We start from the raw sequence: 24,923 nt of genomic DNA on the forward strand, positions 1-24,923 counted from the left end.
GGCGGCCGGACCCGTCACACGATCAAGATCGCGGCAGCCGGCGCCGGGGCGAAGGGGCGTCGGTCCCTCCGCTCCCCGGATCCCCCGTGCCCCCGGAGATTCCAGGACTCCGAAGATCTCGAAGTTTTCGATCCCCTTGTGAAGGAGAGGTGTGCCGGATGACTGCCTCGGGCCGTGGACCGCAGGTGTCGGGTGGTGTCTCACAGTCGGCGTTCGACGGCTCCAGGCTCCGGGTCGTGCTGCTGCTGGAGGTCGAGGACGGGGCCCGGCAACGGTTCCTCGACGCCTACGAGCGGATGTGCCGACAGGTGGCGTCCACGCCGGGACACATCCGGGACCAGGTGTGCCAGTCGGTGGAGGACCCGTCCCAGTGGCTGATCACCAGCGAGTGGGAGAGCGCGCCCCCGTTCCTGGCGTGGGTCAACAGCGAGGAACACCTGGAACTGGTCAAGCCGCTGCGGGCCTGCGTCACGGACATGCGATCGCTGCGGTTCGGCATCGTACGGGAGACCGGCTCCGACGTGACCGAGACGACCGAGGCACGGGTTCCGGTGCGGGTCGGAGACGGCGTCGTCCGGCACGCGCTCACCTACACCGTCACCCCGGGCAGCGAGTCCAAGGTCGCCGAGATCCTGGCCGGCCACCCGCTGCCCGTCCCTCGGGAGGAGGACCCGGTGCGGCTGGGACGCACCGCGCTGTTCCTGCACGGCGACCGCGTGGTGCAGACCTTCGAGCTGCGGCGGGCGCGCGGCGACCTGCTGACCTGCCTGCTCCACCTCGTCTCCCTGCCCGAGGTGCGCGCGGTGGAGGAGGCCCTCGCCCCACACCTGGAACGAGAGCGGAACCTGACGGAGGTACAGGCGGCGCGGGAGTTCTTCACCCGGGCCGCGCTGCCGGCCGTCCACCACGTCGCCGCCGACCGACCGACCTCGTCCCGGACGTGCCGACGAGCCCTGTGCTGGCCGGCCGCGGCCGGTCACGGCGAGGCCTTGGCGCGCCTGTTGGCGCGGCAGGACCAGACGGCCGCCGCCGACCCGCACGGTCCCCTGCGGGCCGCCACCGTCTTCCACCGCGACGACCTCGTCGTCCGTCTGGTGGAGATCGACGGCGACCCCGAGACGGTCCCCGCGGCGACCCTGGGCCTGACCACCCCCGAGGCCGCCACCGAGGCCGCGTCCCTGCTCGACCGGGACGCCCTCGGCATCGACGGGCCCCTCACCGACGACCGCCGACTCCTACGCCTCCTCGCCCACACCGACATGCGACTCCTGGCCGACCGCGGCGCGCCGGTCTCCTGACCGCCGCCGCGCACGGCCCACCGTCGACCGTGCGGCGCCGGACCTTCGACCACCGGCGCACCGGCCGTTCCCCCTCCGCACCGCCTGCCGCCGTGGCAGCGCCCCTCACCCCCATGGAGTGATTGATCATGACCGAGCTGCGTTCGTGCATCGTGGACCTGGACCAGATTCCGCCCAACCGTCGGCGTGGAGGCGATCTGCGCGCCATGCTCACGCCGGCGACGGTGGGGACCACCAGCGGATTCATGGGAGTGGCCCTGGTGGACCCCGGAGACCGCATCGGCGAGCACTACCACCCCTACTCCGAGGAGTTCGTCTACGTCGTCAACGGGCAGTGGGAGGTGGACCTGGACGGGGAGCCGCACCCGCTCCGCCCCGAGCAGGCCCTGCTGATCCCGATCAACGTGCGGCACCGGTTCCGCAACGTCGGCGACACCCCGGCCCGGCTGGTGTTCCACCTCGGCCCGCTGGCGCCGCGGCCGGAGCTCGGCCACGTCGACACCGAGGACACCACCGCTTCGGTGGAACCCTCGGGGGTGGGGTCGTGACCCGTCGGGTCGCCGTGACCGGCCTGGGGGTGGTGGCCCCCGGCGGCATCGGCACCCCGGCGTTCTGGGACCTGCTCTCGGCGGGCCGGACCGCCACCCGGCGGATCAGCCTCTTCGACCCGGCCGGCCTGCGGTCGCAGATCGCGGCCGAGTGCGACTTCGACCCCCTCGCCCACGGCCTGACCGTGGAACAGACCGAGCGCTGCGACCGGTACGTGCAGTTCGCGCTGGTCGCCGCCGCCGAGGCCCTGGCCGACGCCGGTCTGGAGGTCGAACGGGAGGACCCCTGGCGGACAGGGGTGTTCCTGGGCACCGCGGTCGGCGGCACCACCCGGCTGGAGAACGACTACGTGGCCGTCAGCGAGCGCGGCACCCGGTGGGCGGTGGACCACCACCGCGCCGGACCGCACCTGCACCGCGCGTTCTCCCCCAGCACCCTGGCCGCCACCGTCGCCGAGCACATCGGCGCCCACGGCCCGGTCCAGGCGGTCTCCACCGGCTGCACCTCCGGCCTGGACGCGGTCGGCTACGCCTTCCACGCCATCGCCGACGGCCGCGCCGACATCTGCGTGACCGGCGCCTCGGACTCCCCGATCTCGCCGATCACCATGGCCTGCTTCGACGCGATCAAGGCCACCTCCCCCAACAACGACGACCCCGCCCACGCCTCCCGCCCCTTCGACGCCGACCGCGACGGGTTCGTCATGGGCGAAGGCGGCGCGGTCCTGGTGCTGGAGGAGTGGGAGCACGCCCGGGCCCGAGGCGCGCGCATCCACGCCGAGATCGCCGGCTACGCCGGATTCGGCAACGCCTACCACATGACCGGACTGACCGCCGAGGGACTGGAGATGGCCCGGGCCATCGACACCGCCCTGGACCAGGCCCGCCGGAACGGAACGGACGTCGACTACGTCAACGCCCACGGCTCGGGCACCCGACAGAACGACCGCCACGAGACCGCGGCGGTCAAACGCTCCCTGGGCACCCACGCCTACTCCACCCCGATGAGCTCGATCAAGTCCATGGTCGGCCACTCGCTGGGCGCCATCGGCTCCATCGAACTCGTCGCCTGCGTCCTGGCTCTGGTCCACCAGGTCGTGCCCCCCACCGCCAACTACCACACCCCCGACCCCGAATGCGACCTGGACTACGTCCCTCGCCAGGCACGCGAACACACCATCGACACCGTGCTGTCCGTCGGCAGCGGCTTCGGCGGCTTCCAATCCGCCGTCGTCCTCACCCGGCCCGAGGGGAGGACACGATGAACGCGGAGCCGGAACCGAAGCCGGAGCGGCGAGCGGCGATCACCGGCATCGGCGTGGTCGCGCCGGGCGCGATCGGGACGGAGGCCTTCTGGAAGAACACCGCCGACGGCGTCACGGCCCTGGGCCGGATCGACCGGGAGGGCTGCACCCACCTGCCGCTGCGGGTGGCCGGAGAGGTGCATGGCTTCGACCCGGCCGAGGTGATCGAGGACACCTACCTGGTGCAGACCGACCGCTTCACCCACTTCGCGATGGTCGCCACCGTCTGGGCGTTGGAGGACGCCCGGCTGGGCCACGCCGACCTCGACTCCCCCTACTCGGTGGGCGTGGTCACCGCGGCGGGCTCCGGCGGCGGCGAGTTCGGCCAGCGCGAGTTGCAGAAGCTGTGGGGCTCCGGCTCCCGCCACGTCGGCCCGTACCAGTCCATCGCCTGGTTCTACGCGGCCAGCACCGGTCAGATCTCCATCCGCGGCGGCTTCAAGGGCCCCTGCGGGGTGGTGGCCGGCGACGAGGCGGGCGGCCTGGACGCCCTGGCGCACGCCGCCCGCACCGTCGGCCGGGGCACCGACACCGTCCTGGTCGGCGCGGCCGAGGCCCCTCTGGCCCCCTACTCCATGGTCTGCCAGCTCGGCTACCCCGAACTGAGCACCGCCGACGACCCGCGGAGCGCCTACACACCCTTCACCCCGGGCGCCCGCGGCTTCGCCCCCGCCGAGGGCGGCGCCATGCTCGTGGTGGAGTCCGAGGAGGCCGCCCACCGGCGCGGAGCGCCGGTGCGGGCCACGGTCGCCGGCCACGCCGCCACCTTCACCGGCAGCGGTCGCTGGGACCGGACCCGCGAGGGACTGGCCCACGCCATCCGCGGCGCCTTGGCCGAGGCCGACTGCGCCCCCGAGGAGATCGACGTCGTCTTCGCCGACGCCCTCGGTGTCGTCGATGCGGACCGGGCCGAGGCCGCCGCCCTCGTCGACGCCCTGGGACCGCACGGCAGGCGCGTGCCCGTCACCGCCCCCAAGACCGGCATCGGCCGCGCCTACTGCGCCGCTCCCGTACTGGACGTCGCCACCGCGGTCCTGGCCATGGAACACCACCTCGTTCCCCCCACCCCCAACCTCACCGACCCCTGCTGCGACCTGAACCTGATCACCGACCGCCCCCATCCCACGCCCCTGCGCACCGCCCTGGTGCTCAGCCGGGGGCTGATGGGCACCAACGCGGCCCTCGTCCTCCGCACTGGCGCCTCGGCGTCCCGTTGAACCCCCCACCGGACCACCCTCAGTGAAGGAGTGCATCCGCATGACCGATCAGACCACCGTCCAAACCGCCGGACCCGCCGCGGCGCAGGCCACCGGCCCGGTGAGCGTGGCGGAACTGGCCGCCCTGATGCGGCAGACCGCGGGCGTGGCCGTCGACCCCGACGACCTCGCGGCCCGGGCCGACACCCCCTTCGACGCCTTCGGCCTGGACTCCCTCGGTCTGCTGGGCATCGTCGGCGAACTGGAGAAGCGGCACGGCCGCAACCTCCCGGACAACGCCGAACAGTGCAAGACCCCCCGCGCCTTCCTCGACTGCGTCAACAACACCCTCGCCACGGGAGCGTGACATGGCCGGCCACACCGACAACGAGATCCTCATCGACGCCCCCCTGGACCTGGTCTGGGACATCACCAACGACCTTCCCAACTGGCCCAACCTGTTCAGCGAGTACGCCTCCATCGACATCCTGGAACAGGACGGGGACCGCACCACCTTCCGCCTGACCATGCACCCCGACGACAACGGCACCGTGTGGAGCTGGGTCTCCGAGCGCGTCGCCGACCGTGCCACCCGCACCGTCACCGCCCGCCGCGTCGAGACCGGCCCCTTCGCGTACATGAACATCCGCTGGACCTACACCGACACCCCCGAAGGCGTGCGGATGCGGTGGATCCAGGACTTCGCCATGAAGCCCGAGGCCCCCGTCGACGACGCGTGGATGACGGACAACATCAACCGCAACTCCCGCACCCAGATGGCGCTCATCCGCGACCGCGTCGAGAGCGTCGCACGCGAGCGCTCAGCCCCCGCCGCCGCGGCCACCGCCGACTGACCCCGGAAAGAACACCTCGTGCACCACGCGCTGATCGTCGCCCGGATGAACCCCGGATCGGCTCCCGACATCGCCAAGATCTTCGCCGAATCGGACCGAGGCGAACTCCCCCACCTGGTGGGCGTCACCCACCGCCGTCTCTTCCACTTCGGCGACGACCTCTACTTCCACCTCATCGAAAGCCGCCGACCCCCCGGACCCGCCATCGCCCAGGTCACGGACCACCCCGAGTTCCGTGCCATCAGCGATCAACTGTCCGCCCACGTCAAGGCCTACGACCCGGCCACCTGGCGCAGCCCCAAGGACGCCATGGCCCACTGCTTCTACCGCTGGGACAACCCCAACGGCTGACCACCGGAGAGAAGCAGCACGGGGAGGGGGCGAGGAGAACCCGCTCCGCCGCGGCACCCCGCGGCGGGACGCTCCTCGCCCCCTCCCCGTTTTCCCGCTCCGTGCCTCACCCCACGTCGGTCGGACACCGGCCACGGACGGCTCTACGGACGGTCTGTCCCGTCGAACCGCACCAGCGACCCCGGCGCTCCGGGGCCGGCGGAGGTCGGCGGACGGTGGGACTCGTCGCCTCGTCGCGCGCGATATCCGATTGCGGAGGTTCCGTCCGCCGAACGACCATGACGGCCATGGACCGACCTCGGGAGACCGTCGACTGTGGGGACTTCACCCTGCGGCGCTGGCGCGCGGAGAGCGACTTCGAGCCACTGTTCCGGATGATCGAGGAGTCCCTCGAACACCTCGGACCGTGGATGCCCTGGGTCGCCCACCATGCTCCGGAAGCCACCCGCGCCTTCCTCGCCGAGTGCGATCCCAAGTGGCGAAGCGGCGACGCGTACAACTACGCGATCACCGTGGACGGCGCGCTCGTGGGCAGTTGCTCGACGTACCGCGCGGGCGATCCGTCCGGCCGCGCCATGGGTTACTGGCTGCGTTCCGCCGCCACGGGCCGGGGCATCGCCACACGAGCCGTCGCCGCCATGGCGGCCGAGGCGTTCGCCCTGCCGGGCGTGGAGCATCTGGACATCGTGCACGACTCGGCCAACACCGCCAGTGGCGCCGTACCGCGACGGCTGGGGTTCGTCGAGGTCGGGCGCGAACGGGCGGCTCCGCCCGCGGCTCCCTCGGACAGTGGGATCGACGTGGTCTGGCGGCTGACCCGTCCCACGGAGCCTCTCCGCCGGCCGCACCGTTTCGGAACTCTTCCGGGGCTCTGACACACGGGCGTGGCGGGGCATCGGGCGGACCGGTTCGAGCCGCCCCGTGACCGCGCCCGTGGGCGGAGTCACCGCCAGGGCCTCGACGCGGTGGCGCCCGGGGAACGCGTGCCGGGCGATATCCGCATTCTCCCGGTCGGCCCGGCAGGGAAGAGACGAAGGGGTTTTTCCCATCGAGCGGCGACAATCCGCGCATGTTCGGTTGCAAGCTTGTGTCCACGACATGACAAGCGGTCAACTCTCTTGCGCATCGGGGGCAGTTGGATCAATCTGCTGTGCAGCCGTGAGTCGGACGCGGACTCCCGGTCGCGTACGCGATCCCGCGTACTCCCCCCACAGTGCGTGCCCCACGGGGTGCGCCGCCAATGAGGAGGATCCCTCGTAATGGCAAGATCGCGTTCCCTCAAGAGCCGTATCGCCGGCGCCGTTTCGGTGGCCGCCGCCACCGCGCTGCTCGGTACGGTCGCCGCCCTGCCGGCCCAGGCCGCCCCCACACCCGCTGAAGGAAGGATTCTGCACGCGGAATCCCCCGCGGCCGTGAAGGGCAGCTACATCGTCACGCTCAAGAAGGACTCCGGCGTCAAGGCCACGTCCCGAGCGGGCAAGAACCTCATAGCCGAGTACGGCGGCGAGGTGAAGCAGACCTTCGGCACCGTGCTCAACGGCTACGCCGCCAAGATGTCCGAGGCCGAGGCGAAGCGGCTCGCCGCCGACCCGGCGGTCGCCTCCGTCGAGCAGGACCAGAAGGTCTCCATCTCCGCCACCCAGACCAACGCGCCCTGGGGCCTGGACCGGATCGACCAGGCCGACACCCCGCTCAACGGCACCTACACCTACCCGGACTCCGCCGGTCAGGGCGTGACGATCTACGTCATCGACACGGGTGTGCGCGTCAGCCACAGCGACTTCGGCGGCCGGGCCGTGAACGGCTACGACGCCGTGGACGGCGACTACGTCGCGCAGGACGGCAACGGCCACGGCACCCACGTCGCCTCCACCGCCGCGGGCACCACGTACGGCGTGGCCAAGAAGGCGAGGATCGTCGCCGTGCGCGTGCTGGACAACAACGGTTCCGGCACCACCGCGGGCGTCATCGCGGGCGTCAACTGGGTCACCCAGAACGCCACCAAGCCCGCCGTGGCCAACATGAGCCTGGGCGGCGGCGCCAGCACCGCGCTGGACAACGCGGTCGCCAACTCCATCGCATCGGGCGTGACCTACGCGGTCGCGGCGGGCAACTCCTCCACCAACGCCTCGTCGACCTCCCCGGCGCGTGTGCCGAGCGCGATCACCGTGGGCGCCACGACCAGCACGGACGCCAGGGCGAGCTACTCCAACTACGGCTCGGTGCTGGACATCTTCGCTCCCGGCTCGTCCATCACGGCCGCGTGGCGGACCAGTGACACCGCCACCAGCACCATCTCCGGCACCTCGATGGCCGCCCCGCACGTCGCCGGAGCGGCCGCCGTCTACCTGGCCGGACACCCCGGCGCCTCGCCCTCCGCGGTGTCGAGCGCGCTGGTGAACGGGGCCACCGCCAACACGCTGACCGGCGTCGGCACGGGCTCCCCGAACCGGATGCTGCGGCTCGTGCCGTAATCCCGACGGCGCGACACCACCGCGGGGGCACCTCCCCGTCCCGCACCGCCACGGCCGTCTCCTCCGGGCCCACCGGCCCGGAGGAGACGGCCTCGCGTTTCTCCCACGATCCCATCCACGACCCCGTCCACGGCCCCATCGCGATGCCACGGGCATATCCGTGCACAACGGTTTCGACGAAGCGGACCAGGACGGACCCGGCGAGCTGGGACACTGCTGCCCGACGCCCGAGGAGAACCCGGGAAAACAGGGGAAATCAGGGGAGAGTGGACGTTGGACATCGTGGTCGTACCGCTGCTGCTTCCGGTGTGCGGCGTGCTCTGGGCGGTGCGCCGGCTGCTGCTCTACCCGGCGCCGTGGGGCGAGTGGCGGTACGCCTTCGGCGCCGAACACCGCGAAGCGCGGCAGGCCCTGCACGATGCCCGGCGGCGGAAGCGGACGGTGGAGGGCGAGCACCGTCGGAAGGTGGCCATGGCCGAACGCCGCCTCGCGGACATCGGCAGGAGCGGAGCGGAGGGCGTCCGGGCGCTGGAGCGGGAGAAGAAGGAGCTGGCGAAGAAGCCGGAACGGGGCGAACAGGTCGGCGAGCTGGGGCCGTTGCGGCTGCACCGGCACGTCCTGCTGTTCCTGAGAGAGACCCCGGAGGGGGAGGAGGCCCCCGAACCCGAAGCGGTCGACGGGGAGATGCCCTTGGCCGGTCTCGCCGTCAGGACCGAGTCCACCTCGGAGAACACCTTCATCCACCTGACGCGACCGGACGGCACCAGACGCACCGCGGCGTATCCGCGTACCCGCCACCGGGAGGCCGCCGTCCGACACTTCGCCGACCTGGTCCGCGACAAGGCGCTCGCCGACGAGGCCTTCCACGTCGCACGGCGGAAGCGGGCGGCCGAGATCGACGCCCGGATCAAGCAGCTCAAGGCCGACACTGCGGCGAGGGAGGAGGCGGCACGCCGGGAGATCGACGAGCTGGTCGAGGCCCGACGCACGGACACGCGACGCGCCGAGGCCGATGACGCCTGGCAGACGGAGTGCGCCGTCTGGCAGGCGCTGACCGGCCGCCGCCCACGGTGGTGGTGGCGGTGGTGACACGGCGCCTTCGGCGTGCCCGGACCGCAGGCGCTCGGGGCCGCCCCGAACCGTCCGCGGGCGGCGATGTCGGTGGCGGCTGGGATGCTGCGGGCATGGACGAGGAGGACTTCATGCGGGGCCGGGTCTACGGGGCGGACGTGGAGGACCCGGGGCCACGGCCGGGGCGTGTGTACCGGGAACTGGTGGGCGGCCCGTTGGACGGGCTGCTGCTGGACGTGACGGGCTGGGAAGAGGCGCGGCTGCGCCGGGGCGTGGCCCTGGCCACCGAACTCGGCGCCTTCGGGGCCGGGGGCCGCGCGCTGTACGAACCGCGTCCGGGCGACGCGAGATTCTGGGACTGGCGCGGCGACACCCCCTGATCGCACCGCCGGCCGGGCCACGGGCCACACCGGTGCTCCGGGCGCCGGCGGGGTGGTGGCAGGATCGCGGGGTGGAACGGATCATTGCCGCGTGCGACGGCGCGTCGAAGGGAAATCCCGGGCCCGCGGCCTGGGCATGGGTCATCGCCGACGAGAACGGCGAGGTGGAACGGTGGGAGGCCGGCCCGTTGGGTCGGGCGACGAACAACGTGGCGGAGCTGACCGCGCTGCGCGAGCTGCTGGAGGCCCTCGATCCGGCCGTGCCGGTGGAGGTGCGGATGGACTCCCAGTACGCGATGAAGGCGGTCACCACCTGGCTGCCGGGGTGGCGCCGGAAGGGGTGGAAGACCGCGGCCGGCACACCGGTGGCGAACCAGCCCCTGGTGATGCGCATCGACGAGCTGTTGGCCGGCCGGGACGTGGAGTTCGTCCACACCCCGGCCCACCGGGTGGACGGGGACGCCCTCAACGACGCCGCCGACCGGGCGGCGAGCCACACCGCCCGCACCCAGCGGCCGATCGGCTCCTCCACGGGCGACGACCTGCCGCAGCCGGGGCCACGCCCCGCCGCCGCACGGAGGACTCGCGGGCCGGGTTCGCCGGCGGCGCGACGGACGGGGGCCCCGCGTTCCTCGGGCGGCACGGTCAAGGCCAGGTTCCCGGGCCGGTGCCGCTGCGGCCGGCCGTATGCCAAGGGCGAGACGATCGCGAAGAACCCCGAGGGCTGGGGCCACCCCGCCTGCGCCACCGACAGAGCGGAGTGAGGCGTGCGCCGGGGCCCGTCACGGGCCCCGGCCGGCGATCGGGACGGGGCGCTACCAGGCCACCGGCAGTTCGTACACGCCGTAGACGAACCCGTCGTGCTTGAACGGGATGTTCTCGAAGTCCGTCGCCAACCGCAGACCGGGCGCGCGGCGGTAGAGGGTGCGGTAGACGACCTCCAACTCCAGCCGGGCGAGGGGCTGACCGAGGCACTGGTGCACGCCGAAGCCGAACGCGACGTGGTGGCGCGCCTCGCGGGTGATGTCGAGACGGTCGGGGTCGGGGAAGGCCTCTGGGTCGCGGTTGGCGATCTCGTTGGGCAGCACCAGACCCTCGCCGGCGCGCACCCGACGGCCGGCGATCTCCATGTCCTCCAGCGCGACGCGGCGACGCCCGCCGTGTGTGATGGTGAGGTACCGCAGCATCTCCTCGACCGCGCGGGTCGCCACGGTGGGGTCGTCGGAATCGCGGAGCAGGGCCAGTTGGTCGGGATGGCGCAGCAGGAGCAGCGTGCCGAGCGCGATCATGTTGGCGGTGGTCTCGTGTCCGGCGATGAGCAACAGCACGGCCGTCTCGGTCGCCTGGCGGATGGTCAACTCGCCGGATCCGACCTTGCGGGCGAGTCGGGACAGCAGGTCGTCACCGGGGTTCTCCACCTTGGACGCGACGAGACCGCCGAGGTACTCGGCGAGCCGCCGGAACGCCTCGTCCCGCTGCGCCGGGGTGGTGTCGCGGTTGATGATCGTCTTGCTGTTGCTCTGGAAGAAGCCGTGATCCGCGTAGGGGACGTCGAGCAGCTCGCAGATCACCAGTGACGGAACCGGCAGCGCGAACCCCTCCACCAGATCCGCCGGGTTCGGCCCGTCGAGCAGGTCGTCGACGGCGCCGTCGACGATCCGCCGCACCATGGGCCGCATCGCCTCGACCCTCTTCACCGCGAAGGCGGAGCCGACCATGCGCCGCAACCGGGCGTGTTCGGGGTCGTCCATGCCGATGAAGCTCAAGGTGGCGTTGCCGCCGGGGGCCTGGCGCGGGTAGGAGGGGTGCGTCATGTCGGCGCTGACGCGGCGGTCGGAGAGCACGGCGCGCTGGTCGGCGTAGCGGGTGACCAGCCACGGGGTGCTGCCGTCCCACAGCCGCACCCGCGTCAGCGGTCCCTCCCGCTGGAGGTCGCGCAGTTCGGGCGGTGGGTCGAAGGGGCACCCCCGCGCCCTGGGCATCGGGTACTCGGGTGCCTCGGCAGTGCTCTCGCCGTTCTCGCTGGTCTCGTCGGTCTCGCCGGTCGGGTCCAACGTACTCGTCATGGTCGTCCTTCCGGTGGTGCCGGTGTGGAACGTCCCGGTGGTCGTGCCGGGCCGTGTCGGAACTCCGTTCTCCCGGTCCCCGTCGCGGATCGGCGGGCCCCGTGAGGCCGTGGGACTCCACGAGGTGGCGCCGCCGGTGCGGACACATCCGCCCGGACCTGTGCGGGCCGAGGACGCCCGCGGGTGCGCTCAGTCCCGCTCGGTCAGCGCGATCGCCGCGGTCGGGCAGACGTCGGCGGCCTCGCGGACCGCGGCCCGCAGGTGCTCGGCCGGCTCCGGGTCCAGCAGGACCACCACGCCGTCCTCGTCGCGCTGGTCGAACACGTCCGGCGCGGCCAGGACGCAGGAGCCGGCACCGCAGCACTTGTCCTGGTCAACGGTGATCTTCACGTCTCGTACTCCTCGGTGTGTCGTTCCCGGACCGTGCTCCGGTCCTCTCGCGCGGGAGGTCTCCCGGGGCCGGGCCGCGTTGTCGCCCGGCGCGGACGGGGGACATGAGGGTGCATGAGGGGGTGGGCGGGCACCGGTGGAGCCCGTCGAGGACCTGCCGATCGCGCGGGCCGGTCGCTCCTGCGTCCACCACCGCTACCAGCGCACCGGCAGCGTGCGCAGTCCGCCCACGACGAGCCCGTCCACCCGCTCCAACTCCTCGGCCCACACCGCGAGTTCCAGCCCCGGAAGCCTGCGCAGCAGCACGTCCAGCACGGCCTGCAACTCGGTGCGGGCCAACGACTGGCCCAGGCACGAGTGGGCCCCGACCCCGAAGGCCAGATGGGTGTTGGGGGAGCGGCGCAGGTCCATCTCGTCCGCGTCGGCGAAGGCGCTCTCGTCGCGGTTGGCGGCGCCGATGCCGCAGACGACGGTCGTGCCGCGCGGGACCGTGGTGTCCCCGACCCGCGCGTCCTCGGTGAGGTAACGGGGGATGCCGAAGCCGGGGTTGGCGTCCATCCGCAACGCCTCCTCGACCGCCGTGCGCACCAGCGACCGGTCGGCGAGCAGCTCCTCCCAACGCCGCCGGTCGGCCAGCAGCATGCCGACCATCTTGCCGATCATGTTGGCGGTGGTCTCGTGACCGGCGACCAGCAGGCCCTGCGAGGTCGACAGCAGCGTCTCGTCGGTCATGACGTGGCCCGCGCCGCCGGCCGCGGAGATCAGCTCGCTGATCAGGTCGTCACCGGGGGCCTCACGGGTCGCGGCGATGTGCTCGGACATGTAGGCGCGGAACTCCGCCTGGGCGGCGTCGATCTCGGCCTGCGTGTAGCGGGTGAGGCTGAGCAGCGTGTCGGACCAGTACGCGAACTTCTCCCGGTCGCTCTCCGGCACGCCGAGCATGTCGCAGATGACCCACACCGGCAGCGGGAACCCCAGCTTCTCGCGGAGGTCGGCGGGCGCGCCGCTCGCCACCATCTCGTCGACCAGCCGCTCGGTCATCGCCTCGATCCCCGGGCGCAGGGCGGTCATCCGCCTGGCGGTGAACCACTTGCCGACCATGCGCCGCCACTGCTGGTGGATCTCGGGGCTCATCGGCCTGGCCAGCGCCCCGCTGAACACGCCTCCGGACTCGTTGGCCGTCACCCGGGCGGCGTCGGGGGCGTCGAGGTGGCGATGGAACCGAGGGTCCGCCAGAACCTGTCTGACGTCCTCGTAGCGGGTCAGCAGCGCGGCCTCGTCGCCGCTGGGGAGCCTCACCCGTGCCACCGGGCACTGCTGCCGCAGAGCGGCCCACTCGGCCGGGGGGTCGAGCGCTGTCGGGGCGGGAATGGGGTAGTCGAGCACGTGGTCGGCGTCGCCGAGTGCCACCGGGCCTCCTCGTATCGGTCCGTCCCTCGGAGTCAGACAACCAACGCCCGCGGACGTGAGTCAAGCGACTGACTTAAAATCACCGTCGATGACAGAGTGTGGCCGATTGGTTTCCACCCGTGTCGAATCGGGCGGGAAGTGGCCCCTTCCGACGCCGCGTTGTCGTACGGCGTTGTCGTGCCGCTTGGTTGTACGGGAGGCGAGGCGGTTCCCGTCCGGGGACGGGGCTCCCCGGCGTGGTGTTCCGCGTGTCGGTCGTCCGTTCGGCCGGGACGCCCGCTCACGAGCGTGTGACCGGAGCCGTCCACAGTCCCGTGATGGCGTCGACGAGGCCCGCCGCGGCCTCGTCCCAAGTGGCCCTCGGGGTGGCGGTTCCCTCGGCGAGGGCCCGTTCCCGCTCGGCGCACACGTGCACCATCAGGGTGCGGATCATGTCGCCGCGCTCGGCGCGGACGTCGTCCGGCAGGTCCGGCGGGCAGCGGTCGAAGGCGTCGACCACACGCTTCAGCGACGGCGTGGCCATGGCCTCCTCGGCCATGATCCCCTGGAACGCCGGGTCGGTCATCACCTGCGCCCCGAACCGGGCGAACCACGTGGGGCCGCCGAGGGAGTCCAGGTGCGCGGTGACCGGACGGACGAGGCAGGCCACCCAGTCCCGTACGTCCCGCGAGCCCTCGACGGCGGCGACCATCTCCAGGCGCAGCGCCTCGATGCGCTCGGTGTGCTTGCGGACGATCGCCCGCACGAGATCGGCCTTGGTGCCGAAGTGGTAACCGACGGCCGCGTTGTTGCCCTGCCCGGCGGCGGCGCTGATCTGGCGGTTGGACACCGCGTAGAGCCCCCGCTCGGCGAAGAGGCGCTCCGCCGTGGTGAGTATCTGCTGCCGCGTGGCGCCGACCTGCTCGGCCCGCGGAATCCTGCCGACTCTGGTCACCACGGCCACCATCGTACAGGCGCGGTGCGCGGGGTGATCGCGGCGACCGCGCGGAGTCGGGAAACGTCTGCGAGACCGCCCTCGTGGGCGGGACACTGCCAAGGTGCCCATCGATCCCACCGGTATCGCCGACGCGTTCGGGCTGGGTCGACCGCTGGGCGAGCCGCGTCCGCTCGTCAACGGCGACCACCCGTCCGACACCCACGTGTTGACCACCGACCGCGGCCGGTGGGTGGTGAAGACGAGCCGGCCGTTCGACGACTGGCAGCGCCGGCAAGCGCGGCGGGCGCACCGGCTGGAGAGCGCGGCCCGGGCGGCGGGCATCCCGATGCCGCGTCCCGTCGAACCGCCCTCTCCCGCCATCGGTTACTGGCACATCCCGGCCGGCGGGGAACCGGTGCGGGTGACCGAGTGGGTCGAGGGGCGCGATCTGCGGCGGTCCGGCGCGGCGTGCCCCGACTCCCCGGCGGAGGCGGCCGCGTGGGTGGGCGCCGTGCTCGGCCGCATCGCCCTGCTCGACCCCGACCGCGGCGCCGATCACGACGGCGAGCGACCGCTGCATCCGGTGGACGACTGGCACGCCTGGGTGGCGGAGGCCGCATCCGGCGGCCACGCGGTCGCCGGAGCCGCCCGGTCGCTGCTCCCGGCCGTCGAGGAGGCCACCGCGCTGATCCGGCGAGCGCGGCGGGACCGCCCCCGCACCGTCCTGGTCCACGGGGACACCTCACAGGCCAACGTGGTGCGCACACCGACCGGATACGCCCTGGTCGACTGGGAGGGAGCCCGCGCGGAGGCGCCGTGGTGGGAGACCGTGAACGTGGCCTTCCGGTTCGCCGGTCCCTTCAACGGCCCCGGCGCCGAGGGAGATCCCCGGGTGGTGCGTCCGGTGATCGAGGGCTACCTCGGCCAGGGCGCCCCGGCGGGCCCGGCCGACGTCTCGGCCTTCGCGGGCATGCTGTCGGCTCAACTGGAGGTCGCCGCCTGGTGCCTGTGGTCGGCGCTGGGCCACCGCCGGGCCGACGCCGCTCGACGCGCCTTCGGCCTGCGTGTCGTCACCTCGGCCGCACGGGAGCTGCCACGGGTGCTGCGCTCCCTCGACCGGTGGGCGGCCCTCCTGCGGTGAACGGGTGCCAAACGCGCTGCGATCGGACCGTTTCGGCCGCGCGGGCCGGGAGGGCGGTGGCGGGAATCCATCGGTCGTCCTCCTGCGGGCTTTCGTTTGTTCGCGTTGCTTGTTGACAGTTTCTGTTCGCGCCGGCGCAATGACGAGATTCCGCCTGTCCACGGCTGATCAGCATGGAGGACATGTGCGTCTTGGAAGAAGTCTCGCCGCGGCCATGGCCGCGGCGCTCGTCATCACCGGAACGCTGCTCGGCCCGGGTCCGTCCGCCACCGCCGCGTCGGCGGAAGACGAGCGGGCCGTACACGGGCTGAAAGGCGAATACCACCTCCACTCCGCGCCCGGCGTCTTCGACTTCCACGAACCGAAGGCGACCGGCGTCGACCCCCACATCGACTTCGACGACCTCGAACCCCGGCTGACCGCGGCCACCGGACGCTCCGACGGCGTCAGCGTCCGCTGGACCGGCCGGATCATCCCCGAACAGTCGGGCCCGCACACCTTCTCGATGATCGGCGACAACGGCTTCCGCCTCTGGATCGACGGCCGGCTGCTCATCGACCACTGGGTGGACGACTGGGACGTGGAACAGACCGCCCCGCCGATCACGTTGGAGGCGGGCCGCGCCCACGACATCAAGGTGGAGTACTTCGAGCACTGGGGCGGCTCCAACCTCCACCTGTCCTGGACCCCGCCGGACGGGACCAAGAGACCCGTGCCGCGGTCGGCGTACCGACTGCCCGACGACTTCGACCACGACGGCCCCGTGTCCTCCTCCGTGCTCGGCGACGGCCGCACCCTGCGGATGGACTTCACCCGGCCGCTGACCACCGTCCCCGCGGACCTCGGCGACCACCTATCCGCCCACATCGGCGGAACCGACTGGCCGCTCGGCCGGGCCCGCCTGGACGACACCGACCCGACGCGACTGCTGCTCACCCTGGACGAGCCCGTGGTCGGACAGGGCGGCGAGGCCCTGGTCCGCTACGACGGCGAGGGCGGGCTGGCCCACGCCGGAGGCGAGGTGGGCCCGTTCTGGACCGGCGGCCCCAACGAATCCACATACCAACTGAGCACCCGCTGGGCCGACGAGGTGGGCCCCGACAACGCCCATCCCGAGTACCCCCGGCCCCAGTTGACCAGGGAACGCTGGCGCAACCTCAACGGCACCTGGCAGTTCGCGGCGGCCGACGAGGACGAGGCCCCACCCGTCGGCAGGGACCTCGACGAGCGCATCCTGGTGCCGTACCCGGTGGAGTCCCGGCTGTCCGGCATCGAGCGCCACGAGGACCGCATGTGGTACCGGCGGACCTTCACCGTGCCGCGCGACTGGAGGATCGGCGACGGACAACGGCTGATGCTCAACTTCGACGCGGTCGACTGGCACGCCCGGGTGTGGGTCAACGGGCGGAAGGTCGCCGACCACCGCGGCGGCTACGACCGGTTCACCGCCGACGTCACCGACGCGCTGCGGCCCGGCCGCACCCAGGAGTTGATCGTCGGCGTCCACGACCCGACCGACGCCCGTGACGGCGAGAACCCGCCGGCCGGCAAACAGCGCCTCGACCCGAGCGGCATCTGGTACACCCCGTCCTCCGGCATCTGGCAGACCGTCTGGATGGAGCCCGTCGCCGACGACCACATCGGCGGCCTCAAGCTCACCCCCGACGTGGCGGACGGGAAACTGGCCGTCGAGGTCGAGGGCGCCCGCGCCGGTCTGCCCGTCACCGCCGTCGCGTACAGCGGAGACCGTCGGGTCGGCAAGGCCACCGGACGCACCGGGACCACCCTGACCGTCCCCGTGCCCGACCCCCGCCTGTGGACCCCCGACGACCCGCACCTGTACCGCCTCGACGTGACCCTGGGCCGGGGCCGTGCCGCCGACCGGGTGGGCAGCTACTTCGGCATGCGCAGCGTCGGCGTGGAGAGCGTCGCCGGCAAGCGGCGCGTCGTCCTCAACGGCAAGCCGATCTTCTCCATGGCCACCCTGGACCAGGGCTTCTGGCCCGAGAGCCTCCACACCGCGCCCACCGACGAGGCCCTCGCCCACGACCTGAGGATGCACAAGCGGATGGGTTTCAACGCCGTCCGCAAGCACATCAAGGTCGAACCCGACCGCTGGTTCCACTGGGCCGACCGGCTCGGTCTGCTGGTCTGGCAGGACATGCCCTCCATGCCGCACGCCCCGGACGAGGAGGCACAGGCCCGGTACGAGCACGAGATGAAGGAGATGATCGAGCAGCACCACAACAGCCCCGCGGTGATCATGTGGGTCACCTTCAACGAGGGCTGGGGCCAGTACGGCGGCCCCAGGGTGCCCGCCCTGGCCAAGCGCCTCGACCCCACTCGCCTGGTCAACGGAGCCAGCGGCTGGCACGACACGGGCAACGGCGACATCGCCGACGTCCACGCCTACCCGGGTCCCGGCGATCCCCGGCCCGACGACAGGCGGGCCGGGGTCACCGGCGAGTACGGCGGCCTCGGACTGGCCGTCCCCGGACACGCCTGGCCGGTGCGGCACACCTATGTGGGCGTGACCGCGGAGGAGTACACCGACGAGTACCTCGCCCTGCTGGGCAAGGTGGAGGACCTGGTCGCCTGCAACGGCATCAGCGGCGCCGTCTACACCCAGATCACCGATGTGGAGGGCGAACTCAACGGCCTCCTCACCTACGACCGGAAGGTGATCAAGGCCGACGTGCGACGACTCAGGGACGCCCACGAGGCACTGATCCGCGCGGCGGCCGACCCCGGCGCGTCGACGTGCCCGACTCCCTGACGGTCGCGGCTCACCGCGCCGGCCCGTGCCCGGTCGGCCCGGGCACGGGCCGGCGCGGTCGTCCCGAGGCCACCGGCGGTCGGAGGGTCACCGGCTGTCGGAACGGACCGGCCGCCCCCGATCCAGGCGGTGGCGCTGGGGGACGGTGGCGTACTTCGGGTCCCGGGTCGAGACGACCCCGGCCTCGAAGACGCCGAGGCGCTGCAACAGGCCGCCCGCCATCAGGGCGAGACCGCCGGCCACCGCGGCGGCACGGCTGCGTCCCGCCAACAGGGCGGTACAGGCCAGGCCGCCGACGGTGAGGTACTCCGACGCCCTCCGGAGCCGGTGCGCCCGGCCCGTGCGGTACGCCTCGCGGGCCAGGCCCAGCCCCGCCTCCATCCGCAGGGAGGCGGCGAGCTCCAGGGCGGCTCCGCACACCGCGAACCGGCGCGCCGGGGCCGCCTCGCGCACCGGCACGAGCGCCATGCCGAGGCCGCCCGCGCTCGCCGCGGCCGAACCGGTGAAGACGAACGGCAGGTACGGGTGTGCCTCGTGCCATGCCGGCACCGCCGTCTGCGACAGCAGCACCGCCGAGTACGAGGCGAGGGCGGGCGCCACCGCGGCCGACGCCAGCGTCGCCGGGCGGCCGGACGCGTCGAGCAGCCGACCGACGACCGTGTGCCGCAGCCGCCGGGGCATCAGCTCGGGCGCGGCGGCGAGCGCGGCCACCGAGCCGTACGCCGCCAGGATCCAGGTGCCCACGCTCATCGGCGACGTGGGCTTGGCCACCCGCAGCATGTGGTGGAACCGCTCGGGCCGGCCGAGGTCGGCGATGAGGAGGTAGGTACTGGCCCCCAACGTCACCAGGGCACCGACCCGACCGGTCCGGCGCAGCGCCGGCCGCGCGGTCAGGTCCGCGCCCGCGGCCAGCAGGGCCGAACCGGCGGACAGCCCCCCGGTGAAGAAGTACGCCGGGATCTTCCAGTCCCACACGGGGGTCTTGAGCACGGCACGGCCGAAGTACGACCGGAACTCCGCCTCCGGCACCACCGCCTGCTCGCGGCGCCCGCCCCCCTTGCCGCGTCCGACGTCACGCTCGCCGATGAACATCCGCGCCCGGTGGTCGAGCGCGCCGTCGTCGCTGAGCGGCTCGCGCCGCGGCAGGCCGTCGTGCCGGCCGCGGTCCTCGTGGTCCCCGGGTGTTCCGGTCATCGTCCACGCCCTCCCGCGAAGGCCGAGACGGCCGCGGCGGCCAACACGCCCGCGGCCATCCCGGCGTACTTCCACATCGTGCCCAGGTCCCGTGTCGGCACCACCGGGTCGGGCGGCAGCCCGTACACCTCCGGATCGTCCAGCAGCAGGAAGAACGCCCCGGAGCCCCCGACGCCGTCGTGGGGGTCGTCGCCGTACAGGCGCGCCTCGGTGACCCCGTCCTCGTGCAACTGCTCCACCCGGAGCCGCGCCCGCTCGCGCAGCTCGTCCAGCGGACCGAACTGGATCGAGTCGGTCGGGCACGCCTTCGCGCACGCCGGCTCCATGCCGTCGCGCAGACGGTCGTAGCACAGCGTGCACTTCTGCGCCCGGCCGTCGCCGTGGCGGCGGTCGATGACCCCGAAGGGACAGCCGGAGACGCAGTAGCCGCACCCGTTGCAGATGTCCTGCTGGACGACCACGGTGCCGAACTCGGTGCGGAACAGCGCGCCCGTGGGGCAGACGTCCAGGCAGCCGGCGTGGGTGCAGTGCTTGCACACGTCGGACATCATCAACCAGCGGAAGTCCGTCCGGCCCTCCGCGCCGCCGGTGTCACCGGGCCGTTGGAACGACGGCATGCCGAGGTCGACCGGTCCGGTGCCCAACTCGCCCCCGCCGCGCTCGTCGTGGCGCAGCCCCGCAGCCGCCACCTCGGCCTGCTCCTCGCTTCCGGAGGGCCCGATCGGCAGCCCGGAGAGGCCCGGATTCTGCCCCCCGAGCGGGAGGGCCTGCTCGACGAAGGCGACGTGCCGCCAACTGTCGGCCCCGAGCATGCCGGTGTTGTCGAACGACATCCCCAGCACGTTGAACCCGTCGTCGGGGACGAGGTTCCACTCCTTGCACGCCACCTCGCACGCCTTGCACCCGATGCAGATCGAGGTGTCGGTGAAGAACCCGACGCGCGGGGGAGGGTCGGTGTGGCCCGCGTCGGCGGCCACGTCCTCCAGCGGCCCGAACAGGCTGTGACGGGAACTCACGCGTCCTCCTCCGGTCGTCGCGGGCCGTCCGGCCCCTTGGTCGGTTCGGTGTGGGAGACCCCGCCGAGGCCGTCCGTGGTCGCCACGCGCGTGCCCGTCTCGAGGGTGATCCCGGCGCGTTCCCGGTAGCGGGTGACGTAGTCGAGCAACTCCCGGCCACGGGGACGGCGGCCGGGCCGGACGTCACAGGTGGTCACCTTGGTCTCCTGGATGAAGACGTTGGGTTCGAGCGCGACGCCGAACAGGTCGTTCACCACGTCCCCGTCGACCAGTCCCGAACCGCCCCAGTGGTAGGGCAGCCAGATCTGGTGGATCACCCGGTCCTGCACCCGCAACGGTTTCATCCGGTCGGTGACCATGACGCGGGCGTCCACCGCGGTCCGGCTGGTGACGACGTGCGCCCACCCCATGTGCTCCAGCCCGCGGGCGCGCGCCAACTCCGGGGACACCTCCACGAACAGGTACGGCTGCAACTCCGACAGGTACGGCACCCAGCGGCTCATGCCGCCGGCGGTGTGGTGCTCGGTGAGCCGGGCGGTGGTGAGGACGTAGGGGAAGACCTCGCTGTGGGGCTCGGGCGGCGCCGGGTTGGAGGGATTGTCCAGGCGGCCGTAGACCCTCCGCGTCGGATTGCCCTGCTGCCCGTACAGCGGATTGCGCACCGGCGACTCGTGGGGCTCGTAGTGCGTCGGCAGCGGTCCGTCCAGCAGACCGGCGGGTGCGAACAGCCAACCCTTGCCGTCCGCCTGCATGATGAACGGGTCGTCGCCGTGTAGGGCCGAGGGGCCGGTCGCGCCCGGCGGGGGGACGTAGCCGGGGGGCTTGCGCGGTTCGAAGTCCGGCACGTCGTGACCGGTCCACTCCCCGCGTTCCTCGTCCCACCACACCAGCGCCTTGCGCTCGCTCCAGGGGCGACCCTGGAGGTCGGCCGAGGCCCTGTTGTACAGGACGCGCCGGTTGAGCGGCCAGACCCAGCCCCACTCCAGGGCGTACAGGTTCTGCTCCCGCCGAGGCTTGCGGCGCGCCGCCTGGTTGACCCCGTCCGCGTACACGCCGCTGTAGATCCAGCAGCCGCACGAGGTCGTCCCGTCCGCCTTGAGGTCGAGGTAGCTGTCGACCACGCGGCCGGTCGTCAGGTCATGGCCGTTGATGTGCCGCAGCACGTCGTCGGCGGACGGCTCGTCGCCGTCGTGCGTCGCGTAGTCCCAGGCCAGGTCGAGCAGGGGACGGTCGCGCTCGTCGGTGGAGCCGGCCAGCCGCTCCTTGAGCCGGAGCCCCAACTGGTGGAAGAACCACAGGTCGGAGCGTTGATCGCCGACCGGGTCGACCGCCTTCTCGCGCCACTGCAGCATCCGCTGGGTCTGGGTGAAGGTGCCTTCCTTCTCGACGTGCGAGGCGGCCGGGAAGAAGAACACCTCGGTTCGGCAGTGCTCCGGGACGATCTCCCCGGTCTCGACCTCGGGGGAGTCCTTCCAGAAGGTCGCGCTCTCGATCATCACCAGATCGCGCACGACCATCCAGTCCAGGTTGGCCATGCCCAGGCGCTGCAGCTTTCCGTGGGCCGACCCGACCGCCGGGTTCTGACCGAGCAGGAAGTAGCCGAACACCTTCCCGTCGATCATGTCCATCACGGTGCGGTAGGTGCCGTGGTCGCCGTCGATGCGGGGCAGGTAGTCGAAGCAGAAGTCGTTCTCCGGTGTCGCCGCGTCGCCCCAGTACTCCTTGAGCAGCGACACGATGTAGGCGTCGGCGTGGTGCCAGAACCCCTTCTGGCCGTCGGCACGGATGTGCTCGATGTAGCTCGCCAGGTCCGGGGTGGTGGAGGCCGAGGGCATCGGCAGGTAGCCCGGCAGCAGGTTGAACAGGGTCGGGATGTCGGTCGAACCCTGGATGCTGGCGTGGCCGCGCAGGGCGAAGACGCCGCCGCCGGGGCGGCCGATGTTGCCCAGCAACAACTGGACGATGGACGCGGCGCGGATGTACTGGGAGCCGGTGCTGTGCTGGGTCCAGCCCACGCTGTAGACCACCGCCGAGGTGCGCTCGCGGCCGGAGTTGGCCGTCCACACCTCGCACACGCGCAGGAAGTGCTCCTTCGGCGTGCCGCAGACCTCCTCCACCATCTCCGGGGTGTAGCGGGCGTAGTGCCGTTTGAGGATCTGGTAGACGCAGCGCGGGTGTTGCAGCGTCGGGTCCGTGGCGATGTTCCCGGCCGCGCCCTTCACCTCGGGCCCGTGGGCGCCGTGCTCGTAGGCCGCCGCCTCCTCCTTGTGTTCCTGGGGCCGCGCGCTGTCGCGGGAGGTCGGCTCGGTGTTCTCGTACTGCCATGTCGTCGGGTCGTACGAGGCCGTCTCGGGGTCGTAGCCGCTGAACAGGCCGTCGAGGTCCTCGGCGTCCCGGTAGTCCTCCCGGACGATGAAGGAGGCGTTGGTGTAGGCGAGCACGTACTCCCGGAAGTCCAGGTCGTGGGAGAGGATGTAGTTGATCACGCCGCCGAGGAAGGCGATGTCGGTGCCGGCGCGCAGCGGCACGTGCCGGTCGGCCAGCGCGCTGGTTCGGGTGAACCGCGGGTCGATGTGGAACACCTTCGCCCCACGGGCCTTGGCCTCGGTGACCCACTGGAAGCCGACCGGATGGCACTCGGCCATGTTCGAGCCCATGATGACGATGCAGTCGGAGTTCAGCAGGTCCTGCTGGAAGTCCGTCGCTCCGCCGCGACCGAACGAGGTTCCCAGACCGGGAACGGTGGCGGAGTGTCAAATACGGGCCTGATTCTCGATCTGCACCGCGCCCATGGCGGTGAAGAGCTTCTTGATCAGGTAGTTCTCCTCGTTGTCGAGCGTGGCGCCGCCCAGCCCGGCGATCCCCATGGTCCGGCGCAGGCGGTTGCCGTGGGCGTCGGTGTCCTGCCAGCCCTTTCGGCGGGCCTCGATCACCCGGTCGGTGACCATGTCCATCGCCGTGTCGAGGTCCAGCTCGGTCCACTCGGTGGCGTACGGCGCCCGGTAGAGCACCTTCCGCTCCCGCTGCGGTCCGGTGACCAGTTGCTTGCTCGCCGACCCCTTGGGGCAGAGCCGGCCGCGTGAGATGGGGCTGTCGGGGTCGCCCTCGATCTGAACGATCCGCCCGTCCTTGACGTACACGTTCTGCGCGCAGCCGACGGCGCAGAACGGGCACACCGAACGCGCCGTCCGGTCGGCGGAGGTCGTGCGGGCGCCCAGGGCGGCCGAGCGGGGGGACTGCGCGGCCGTGCCGCGGCCCAGCGGGTCGTCACCGGTCAGTTGCCGGTAGACCGGCCATGACCTGATCCACGTTCGAATGCCCATGTGACCTCTCCAGCCGCCTCGTCGTCCTGGGGCCGATCTGTGCTGTTCCCCGTCGCTTTTCCGTCAAACCCTTGCAAGGGTGAACCAAACGCCGTGAGGGCGCGGTCGGAGTCGGTCGATCGGCCTCTCCCGTGCCTCTCCGCACCCCCCATGCCTTTTTCCGGTCGGTGGCCCGTCATCGTCCGTCCGAGCGATGGGCGGAACACCTCGGTGCTCGCCGGCGCGCCCTCGGACCCCGAGATCCGCGACGAGGATCTTTCCGGGCCGGACTCCCGTCTGCCGGAGACGTGGACCCACCCGGCGGCACCCGGGACAACCCGGCCGCGCACGGCCCGGTCGGCACGCGCCATCCCGACGGCCCGCCTGGTCGAGATCCCGGCATGGGCCATGCCGTCGGCCGGGCGGTCGTACCGGACCCGGCGGAGACGATCCTGGCCCACACCCGGGCCGTGGACTCGGCGGAGACCTCCTGACCGCCGAGCACACGGTCTCGCCCGCGACCGGCGACCGGCGTCGAGCCACGGGGAAGGGGAGTCGGCCGGTGGCTCGCCGCGATCATCCGGGCGGTGGGACACCGGTGGCCGGCCCTGGGGGCGGGGGCCGGCCACCGACGAGGGCCGGCGGACCGCACCGCCGCCGACCGTCGTGTGGCACCACCTTCGGTGGGACGTCCGTTCGGTTACCCGGCCGCCGCGTCGGTACGCCTCCCTGTTTCCGTTCGGCCGCGCCCGGCCGGGAGGAACCCCGGCTTCCGTGTCCGTGTCCGGGCCCGGACACGGACCGCACGACCCCGTACGGCACGGTTGACGAGGCACGGTTGACGGAGCGTCGGACGGTCTCCGCGCCGGCGCGCTCGCCGCCGGATCGGCCCGCGGTCCGCCCGGAAAACCGGGGCACCCGGCCGGAGATCGCCCACGCCGGGCCCTTCTCGGGAACCGTCGGACCGATCCGGGACCGGGCTCCTCGTCCTTCGCCGGCCCGCCGAAGACCCATGCGGGGCCGCGCCCTTCGGAACGCGCCGCGGCTACGGGGCTGTTCGCAGTGCACCGGGCTTCAGCCCGGTGGTGAAGCGAATCTGAGAACTGCTCTGACCTCAGCCGTGTCCACGGATCCGCGCTGTTCACCTGAGCCAGGGTCAGAGCGGCCGGTTCTGCTGCTCGATGTACTGCTTCACGATGCTGAGCGGCGCGCCGCCGACGGACCCGGCGAAGTACG

The 24,923-nt window shown here is 72.3% G+C and carries 20 protein-coding genes and 1 pseudogene; 14 read left to right on the forward strand and 7 right to left on the reverse strand.

Annotation, left to right across the window (positions count from 1 at the left end; translation table 11 throughout):
* The first annotated feature begins 158 nt into the window (after positions 1–158).
* From IF47_RS0120785 to IF47_RS0120840, 12 genes are all read left to right on the forward strand, one after another.
* The gene (locus IF47_RS0120785) at positions 159–1,298 is read left to right on the forward strand and encodes a SchA/CurD-like domain-containing protein (RefSeq protein WP_031510403.1); all 1,140 of its coding nucleotides are present in this window, start codon (positions 159–161) and stop codon (positions 1,296–1,298) included.
* A gap of 128 nt (positions 1,299–1,426) precedes the next feature.
* Positions 1,427–1,846 carry a cupin domain-containing protein gene (locus IF47_RS0120790; protein ID WP_031510404.1) on the forward strand — a complete coding sequence of 140 codons (420 nt, stop codon included), beginning with the start codon at positions 1,427–1,429 and terminating at the stop codon, positions 1,844–1,846.
* Positions 1,843–3,111: a beta-ketoacyl-[acyl-carrier-protein] synthase family protein gene (locus IF47_RS0120795; protein WP_031510405.1), complete on the forward strand. Its 1,269-nt coding sequence runs from the start codon at positions 1,843–1,845 to the stop codon at positions 3,109–3,111. Before IF47_RS0120790 ends, IF47_RS0120795 begins: the two co-directional genes overlap by 4 nt.
* Positions 3,108–4,367 (forward strand): ketosynthase chain-length factor, encoded by a 1,260-nt coding sequence (locus IF47_RS0120800; protein ID WP_031510406.1) that lies wholly within the window; start codon positions 3,108–3,110, stop codon positions 4,365–4,367. Before IF47_RS0120795 ends, IF47_RS0120800 begins: the two co-directional genes overlap by 4 nt.
* A 127-nt stretch (positions 4,368–4,494) precedes the next feature.
* Positions 4,495–4,713: an acyl carrier protein gene (locus IF47_RS0120805; protein ID WP_483855128.1), complete on the forward strand. Its 219-nt coding sequence runs from the start codon at positions 4,495–4,497 to the stop codon at positions 4,711–4,713.
* A 1-nt stretch (position 4,714) separates the two neighbouring features.
* Positions 4,715–5,200, forward strand: coding sequence for an SRPBCC family protein (locus tag IF47_RS0120810; protein ID WP_031510408.1), 486 nt, complete (start codon positions 4,715–4,717; stop codon positions 5,198–5,200).
* 18 nt (positions 5,201–5,218) lie between these two features.
* Positions 5,219–5,551: a TcmI family type II polyketide cyclase gene (locus IF47_RS0120815; RefSeq protein WP_031510409.1), complete on the forward strand. Its 333-nt coding sequence runs from the start codon at positions 5,219–5,221 to the stop codon at positions 5,549–5,551.
* 287 nt (positions 5,552–5,838) lie between these two features.
* Positions 5,839–6,426 carry a GNAT family N-acetyltransferase gene (locus IF47_RS0120820; protein ID WP_051717974.1) on the forward strand — a complete coding sequence of 196 codons (588 nt, stop codon included), beginning with the start codon at positions 5,839–5,841 and terminating at the stop codon, positions 6,424–6,426.
* A gap of 384 nt (positions 6,427–6,810) precedes the next feature.
* Complete coding sequence (locus IF47_RS0120825; RefSeq protein ID WP_031510412.1) at positions 6,811–8,025, forward strand: S8 family peptidase; 1,215 nt, start codon at positions 6,811–6,813, stop codon at positions 8,023–8,025.
* A 273-nt stretch (positions 8,026–8,298) separates the two neighbouring features.
* On the forward strand, positions 8,299–9,114 hold the full coding sequence (locus tag IF47_RS0120830; protein ID WP_031510413.1) for a hypothetical protein: 816 nt from the start codon (positions 8,299–8,301) through the stop codon (positions 9,112–9,114).
* A gap of 95 nt (positions 9,115–9,209) precedes the next feature.
* Complete coding sequence (locus tag IF47_RS0120835) at positions 9,210–9,476, forward strand: hypothetical protein (RefSeq protein WP_031510414.1); 267 nt, start codon at positions 9,210–9,212, stop codon at positions 9,474–9,476.
* Positions 9,477–9,547: 71 nt separating this feature from the next.
* Positions 9,548–10,240, forward strand: coding sequence for a ribonuclease H family protein (locus IF47_RS0120840; RefSeq protein ID WP_031510415.1), 693 nt, complete (start codon positions 9,548–9,550; stop codon positions 10,238–10,240).
* 51 nt (positions 10,241–10,291) lie between these two features.
* Here IF47_RS0120840 and IF47_RS0120845 read toward each other — a convergent pair whose 3' ends face one another.
* The 4 genes from IF47_RS0120845 to IF47_RS0120860 form a co-directional block, all read right to left on the reverse strand.
* Positions 10,292–11,542 carry a cytochrome P450 gene (locus tag IF47_RS0120845; protein WP_031510416.1) on the reverse strand — a complete coding sequence of 417 codons (1,251 nt, stop codon included), beginning with the start codon at positions 11,540–11,542 and terminating at the stop codon, positions 10,292–10,294.
* Positions 11,543–11,731: 189 nt separating this feature from the next.
* Positions 11,732–11,932, reverse strand: a complete 201-nt coding sequence (locus IF47_RS0120850; RefSeq protein ID WP_031510418.1) for a ferredoxin — start codon at positions 11,930–11,932, stop codon at positions 11,732–11,734.
* Positions 11,933–12,127: 195 nt separating this feature from the next.
* Positions 12,128–13,342 carry a cytochrome P450 gene (locus tag IF47_RS0120855; protein ID WP_031510419.1) on the reverse strand — a complete coding sequence of 405 codons (1,215 nt, stop codon included), beginning with the start codon at positions 13,340–13,342 and terminating at the stop codon, positions 12,128–12,130.
* A 280-nt stretch (positions 13,343–13,622) separates the two neighbouring features.
* Entirely contained in the window at positions 13,623–14,288 is a 666-nt protein-coding gene (locus tag IF47_RS0120860; RefSeq protein WP_031510420.1) for a TetR/AcrR family transcriptional regulator, read from the reverse strand.
* A 91-nt stretch (positions 14,289–14,379) separates the two neighbouring features.
* Between IF47_RS0120860 and IF47_RS0120865 the strand changes: the two genes are divergently transcribed.
* Both IF47_RS0120865 and IF47_RS0120870 read left to right on the forward strand, forming a co-directional pair.
* On the forward strand, positions 14,380–15,399 hold the full coding sequence (locus IF47_RS0120865; RefSeq protein ID WP_031510421.1) for a phosphotransferase family protein: 1,020 nt from the start codon (positions 14,380–14,382) through the stop codon (positions 15,397–15,399).
* Between the two features lie 214 nt (positions 15,400–15,613).
* On the forward strand, positions 15,614–18,175 hold the full coding sequence (locus IF47_RS0120870; protein WP_051717977.1) for a glycoside hydrolase family 2: 2,562 nt from the start codon (positions 15,614–15,616) through the stop codon (positions 18,173–18,175).
* Positions 18,176–18,262: 87 nt separating this feature from the next.
* Here the strand turns inward: IF47_RS0120870 and nrfD are convergent, their stop codons facing one another.
* The 3 genes and pseudogenes from nrfD to fdh all read right to left on the reverse strand — a co-directional run.
* Complete coding sequence (gene nrfD, locus IF47_RS0120875) at positions 18,263–19,369, reverse strand: NrfD/PsrC family molybdoenzyme membrane anchor subunit (protein ID WP_078592005.1); 1,107 nt, start codon at positions 19,367–19,369, stop codon at positions 18,263–18,265.
* Positions 19,366–20,385 carry a 4Fe-4S dicluster domain-containing protein gene (locus tag IF47_RS0120880; protein ID WP_031510424.1) on the reverse strand — a complete coding sequence of 340 codons (1,020 nt, stop codon included), beginning with the start codon at positions 20,383–20,385 and terminating at the stop codon, positions 19,366–19,368. The genes nrfD and IF47_RS0120880 overlap by 4 nt, the downstream gene beginning before the upstream one ends.
* A 77-nt stretch (positions 20,386–20,462) precedes the next feature.
* Positions 20,463–23,708: pseudogene (gene fdh / locus IF47_RS0120885) on the reverse strand (formate dehydrogenase); the annotation flags it as partial.
* Positions 23,709–24,923: the final 1,215 nt, after the last annotated feature.

The sequence above is a fragment of the Streptomyces megasporus genome, assembly GCF_000718985.1.
GTDB lineage: Bacteria > Actinomycetota > Actinomycetes > Streptomycetales > Streptomycetaceae > Streptomyces > Streptomyces megasporus.

What these genes read in the sequence shown, in the direction of transcription:
- IF47_RS0120785 (WP_031510403.1), top strand. Translation starts at nt 159, where the DNA reads ATGACTGCCTCGGGCCGTGGACCGCAGGTGTCGGGTGGTGTCTCACAG.
- IF47_RS0120790 (WP_031510404.1), top strand. Translation starts at nt 1,427, where the DNA reads ATGACCGAGCTGCGTTCGTGCATCGTGGACCTGGACCAGATTCCGCCC.
- IF47_RS0120800 (WP_031510406.1), top strand. Translation starts at nt 3,108, where the DNA reads ATGAACGCGGAGCCGGAACCGAAGCCGGAGCGGCGAGCGGCGATCACC.
- IF47_RS0120805 (WP_483855128.1), top strand. Translation starts at nt 4,495, where the DNA reads ATGCGGCAGACCGCGGGCGTGGCCGTCGACCCCGACGACCTCGCGGCC.
- IF47_RS0120810 (WP_031510408.1), top strand. Translation starts at nt 4,715, where the DNA reads ATGGCCGGCCACACCGACAACGAGATCCTCATCGACGCCCCCCTGGAC.
- IF47_RS0120820 (WP_051717974.1), top strand. Translation starts at nt 5,839, where the DNA reads ATGGACCGACCTCGGGAGACCGTCGACTGTGGGGACTTCACCCTGCGG.
- IF47_RS0120825 (WP_031510412.1), top strand. Translation starts at nt 6,811, where the DNA reads ATGGCAAGATCGCGTTCCCTCAAGAGCCGTATCGCCGGCGCCGTTTCG.
- IF47_RS0120835 (WP_031510414.1), top strand. Translation starts at nt 9,210, where the DNA reads ATGGACGAGGAGGACTTCATGCGGGGCCGGGTCTACGGGGCGGACGTG.
- IF47_RS0120845 (WP_031510416.1), bottom strand. Translation starts at nt 11,542, where the DNA reads ATGACGAGTACGTTGGACCCGACCGGCGAGACCGACGAGACCAGCGAG.
- IF47_RS0120860 (WP_031510420.1), bottom strand. Translation starts at nt 14,288, where the DNA reads ATGGTGGCCGTGGTGACCAGAGTCGGCAGGATTCCGCGGGCCGAGCAG.
- IF47_RS0120870 (WP_051717977.1), top strand. Translation starts at nt 15,614, where the DNA reads ATGGCCGCGGCGCTCGTCATCACCGGAACGCTGCTCGGCCCGGGTCCG.
- nrfD (WP_078592005.1), bottom strand. Translation starts at nt 19,369, where the DNA reads ATGACCGGAACACCCGGGGACCACGAGGACCGCGGCCGGCACGACGGC.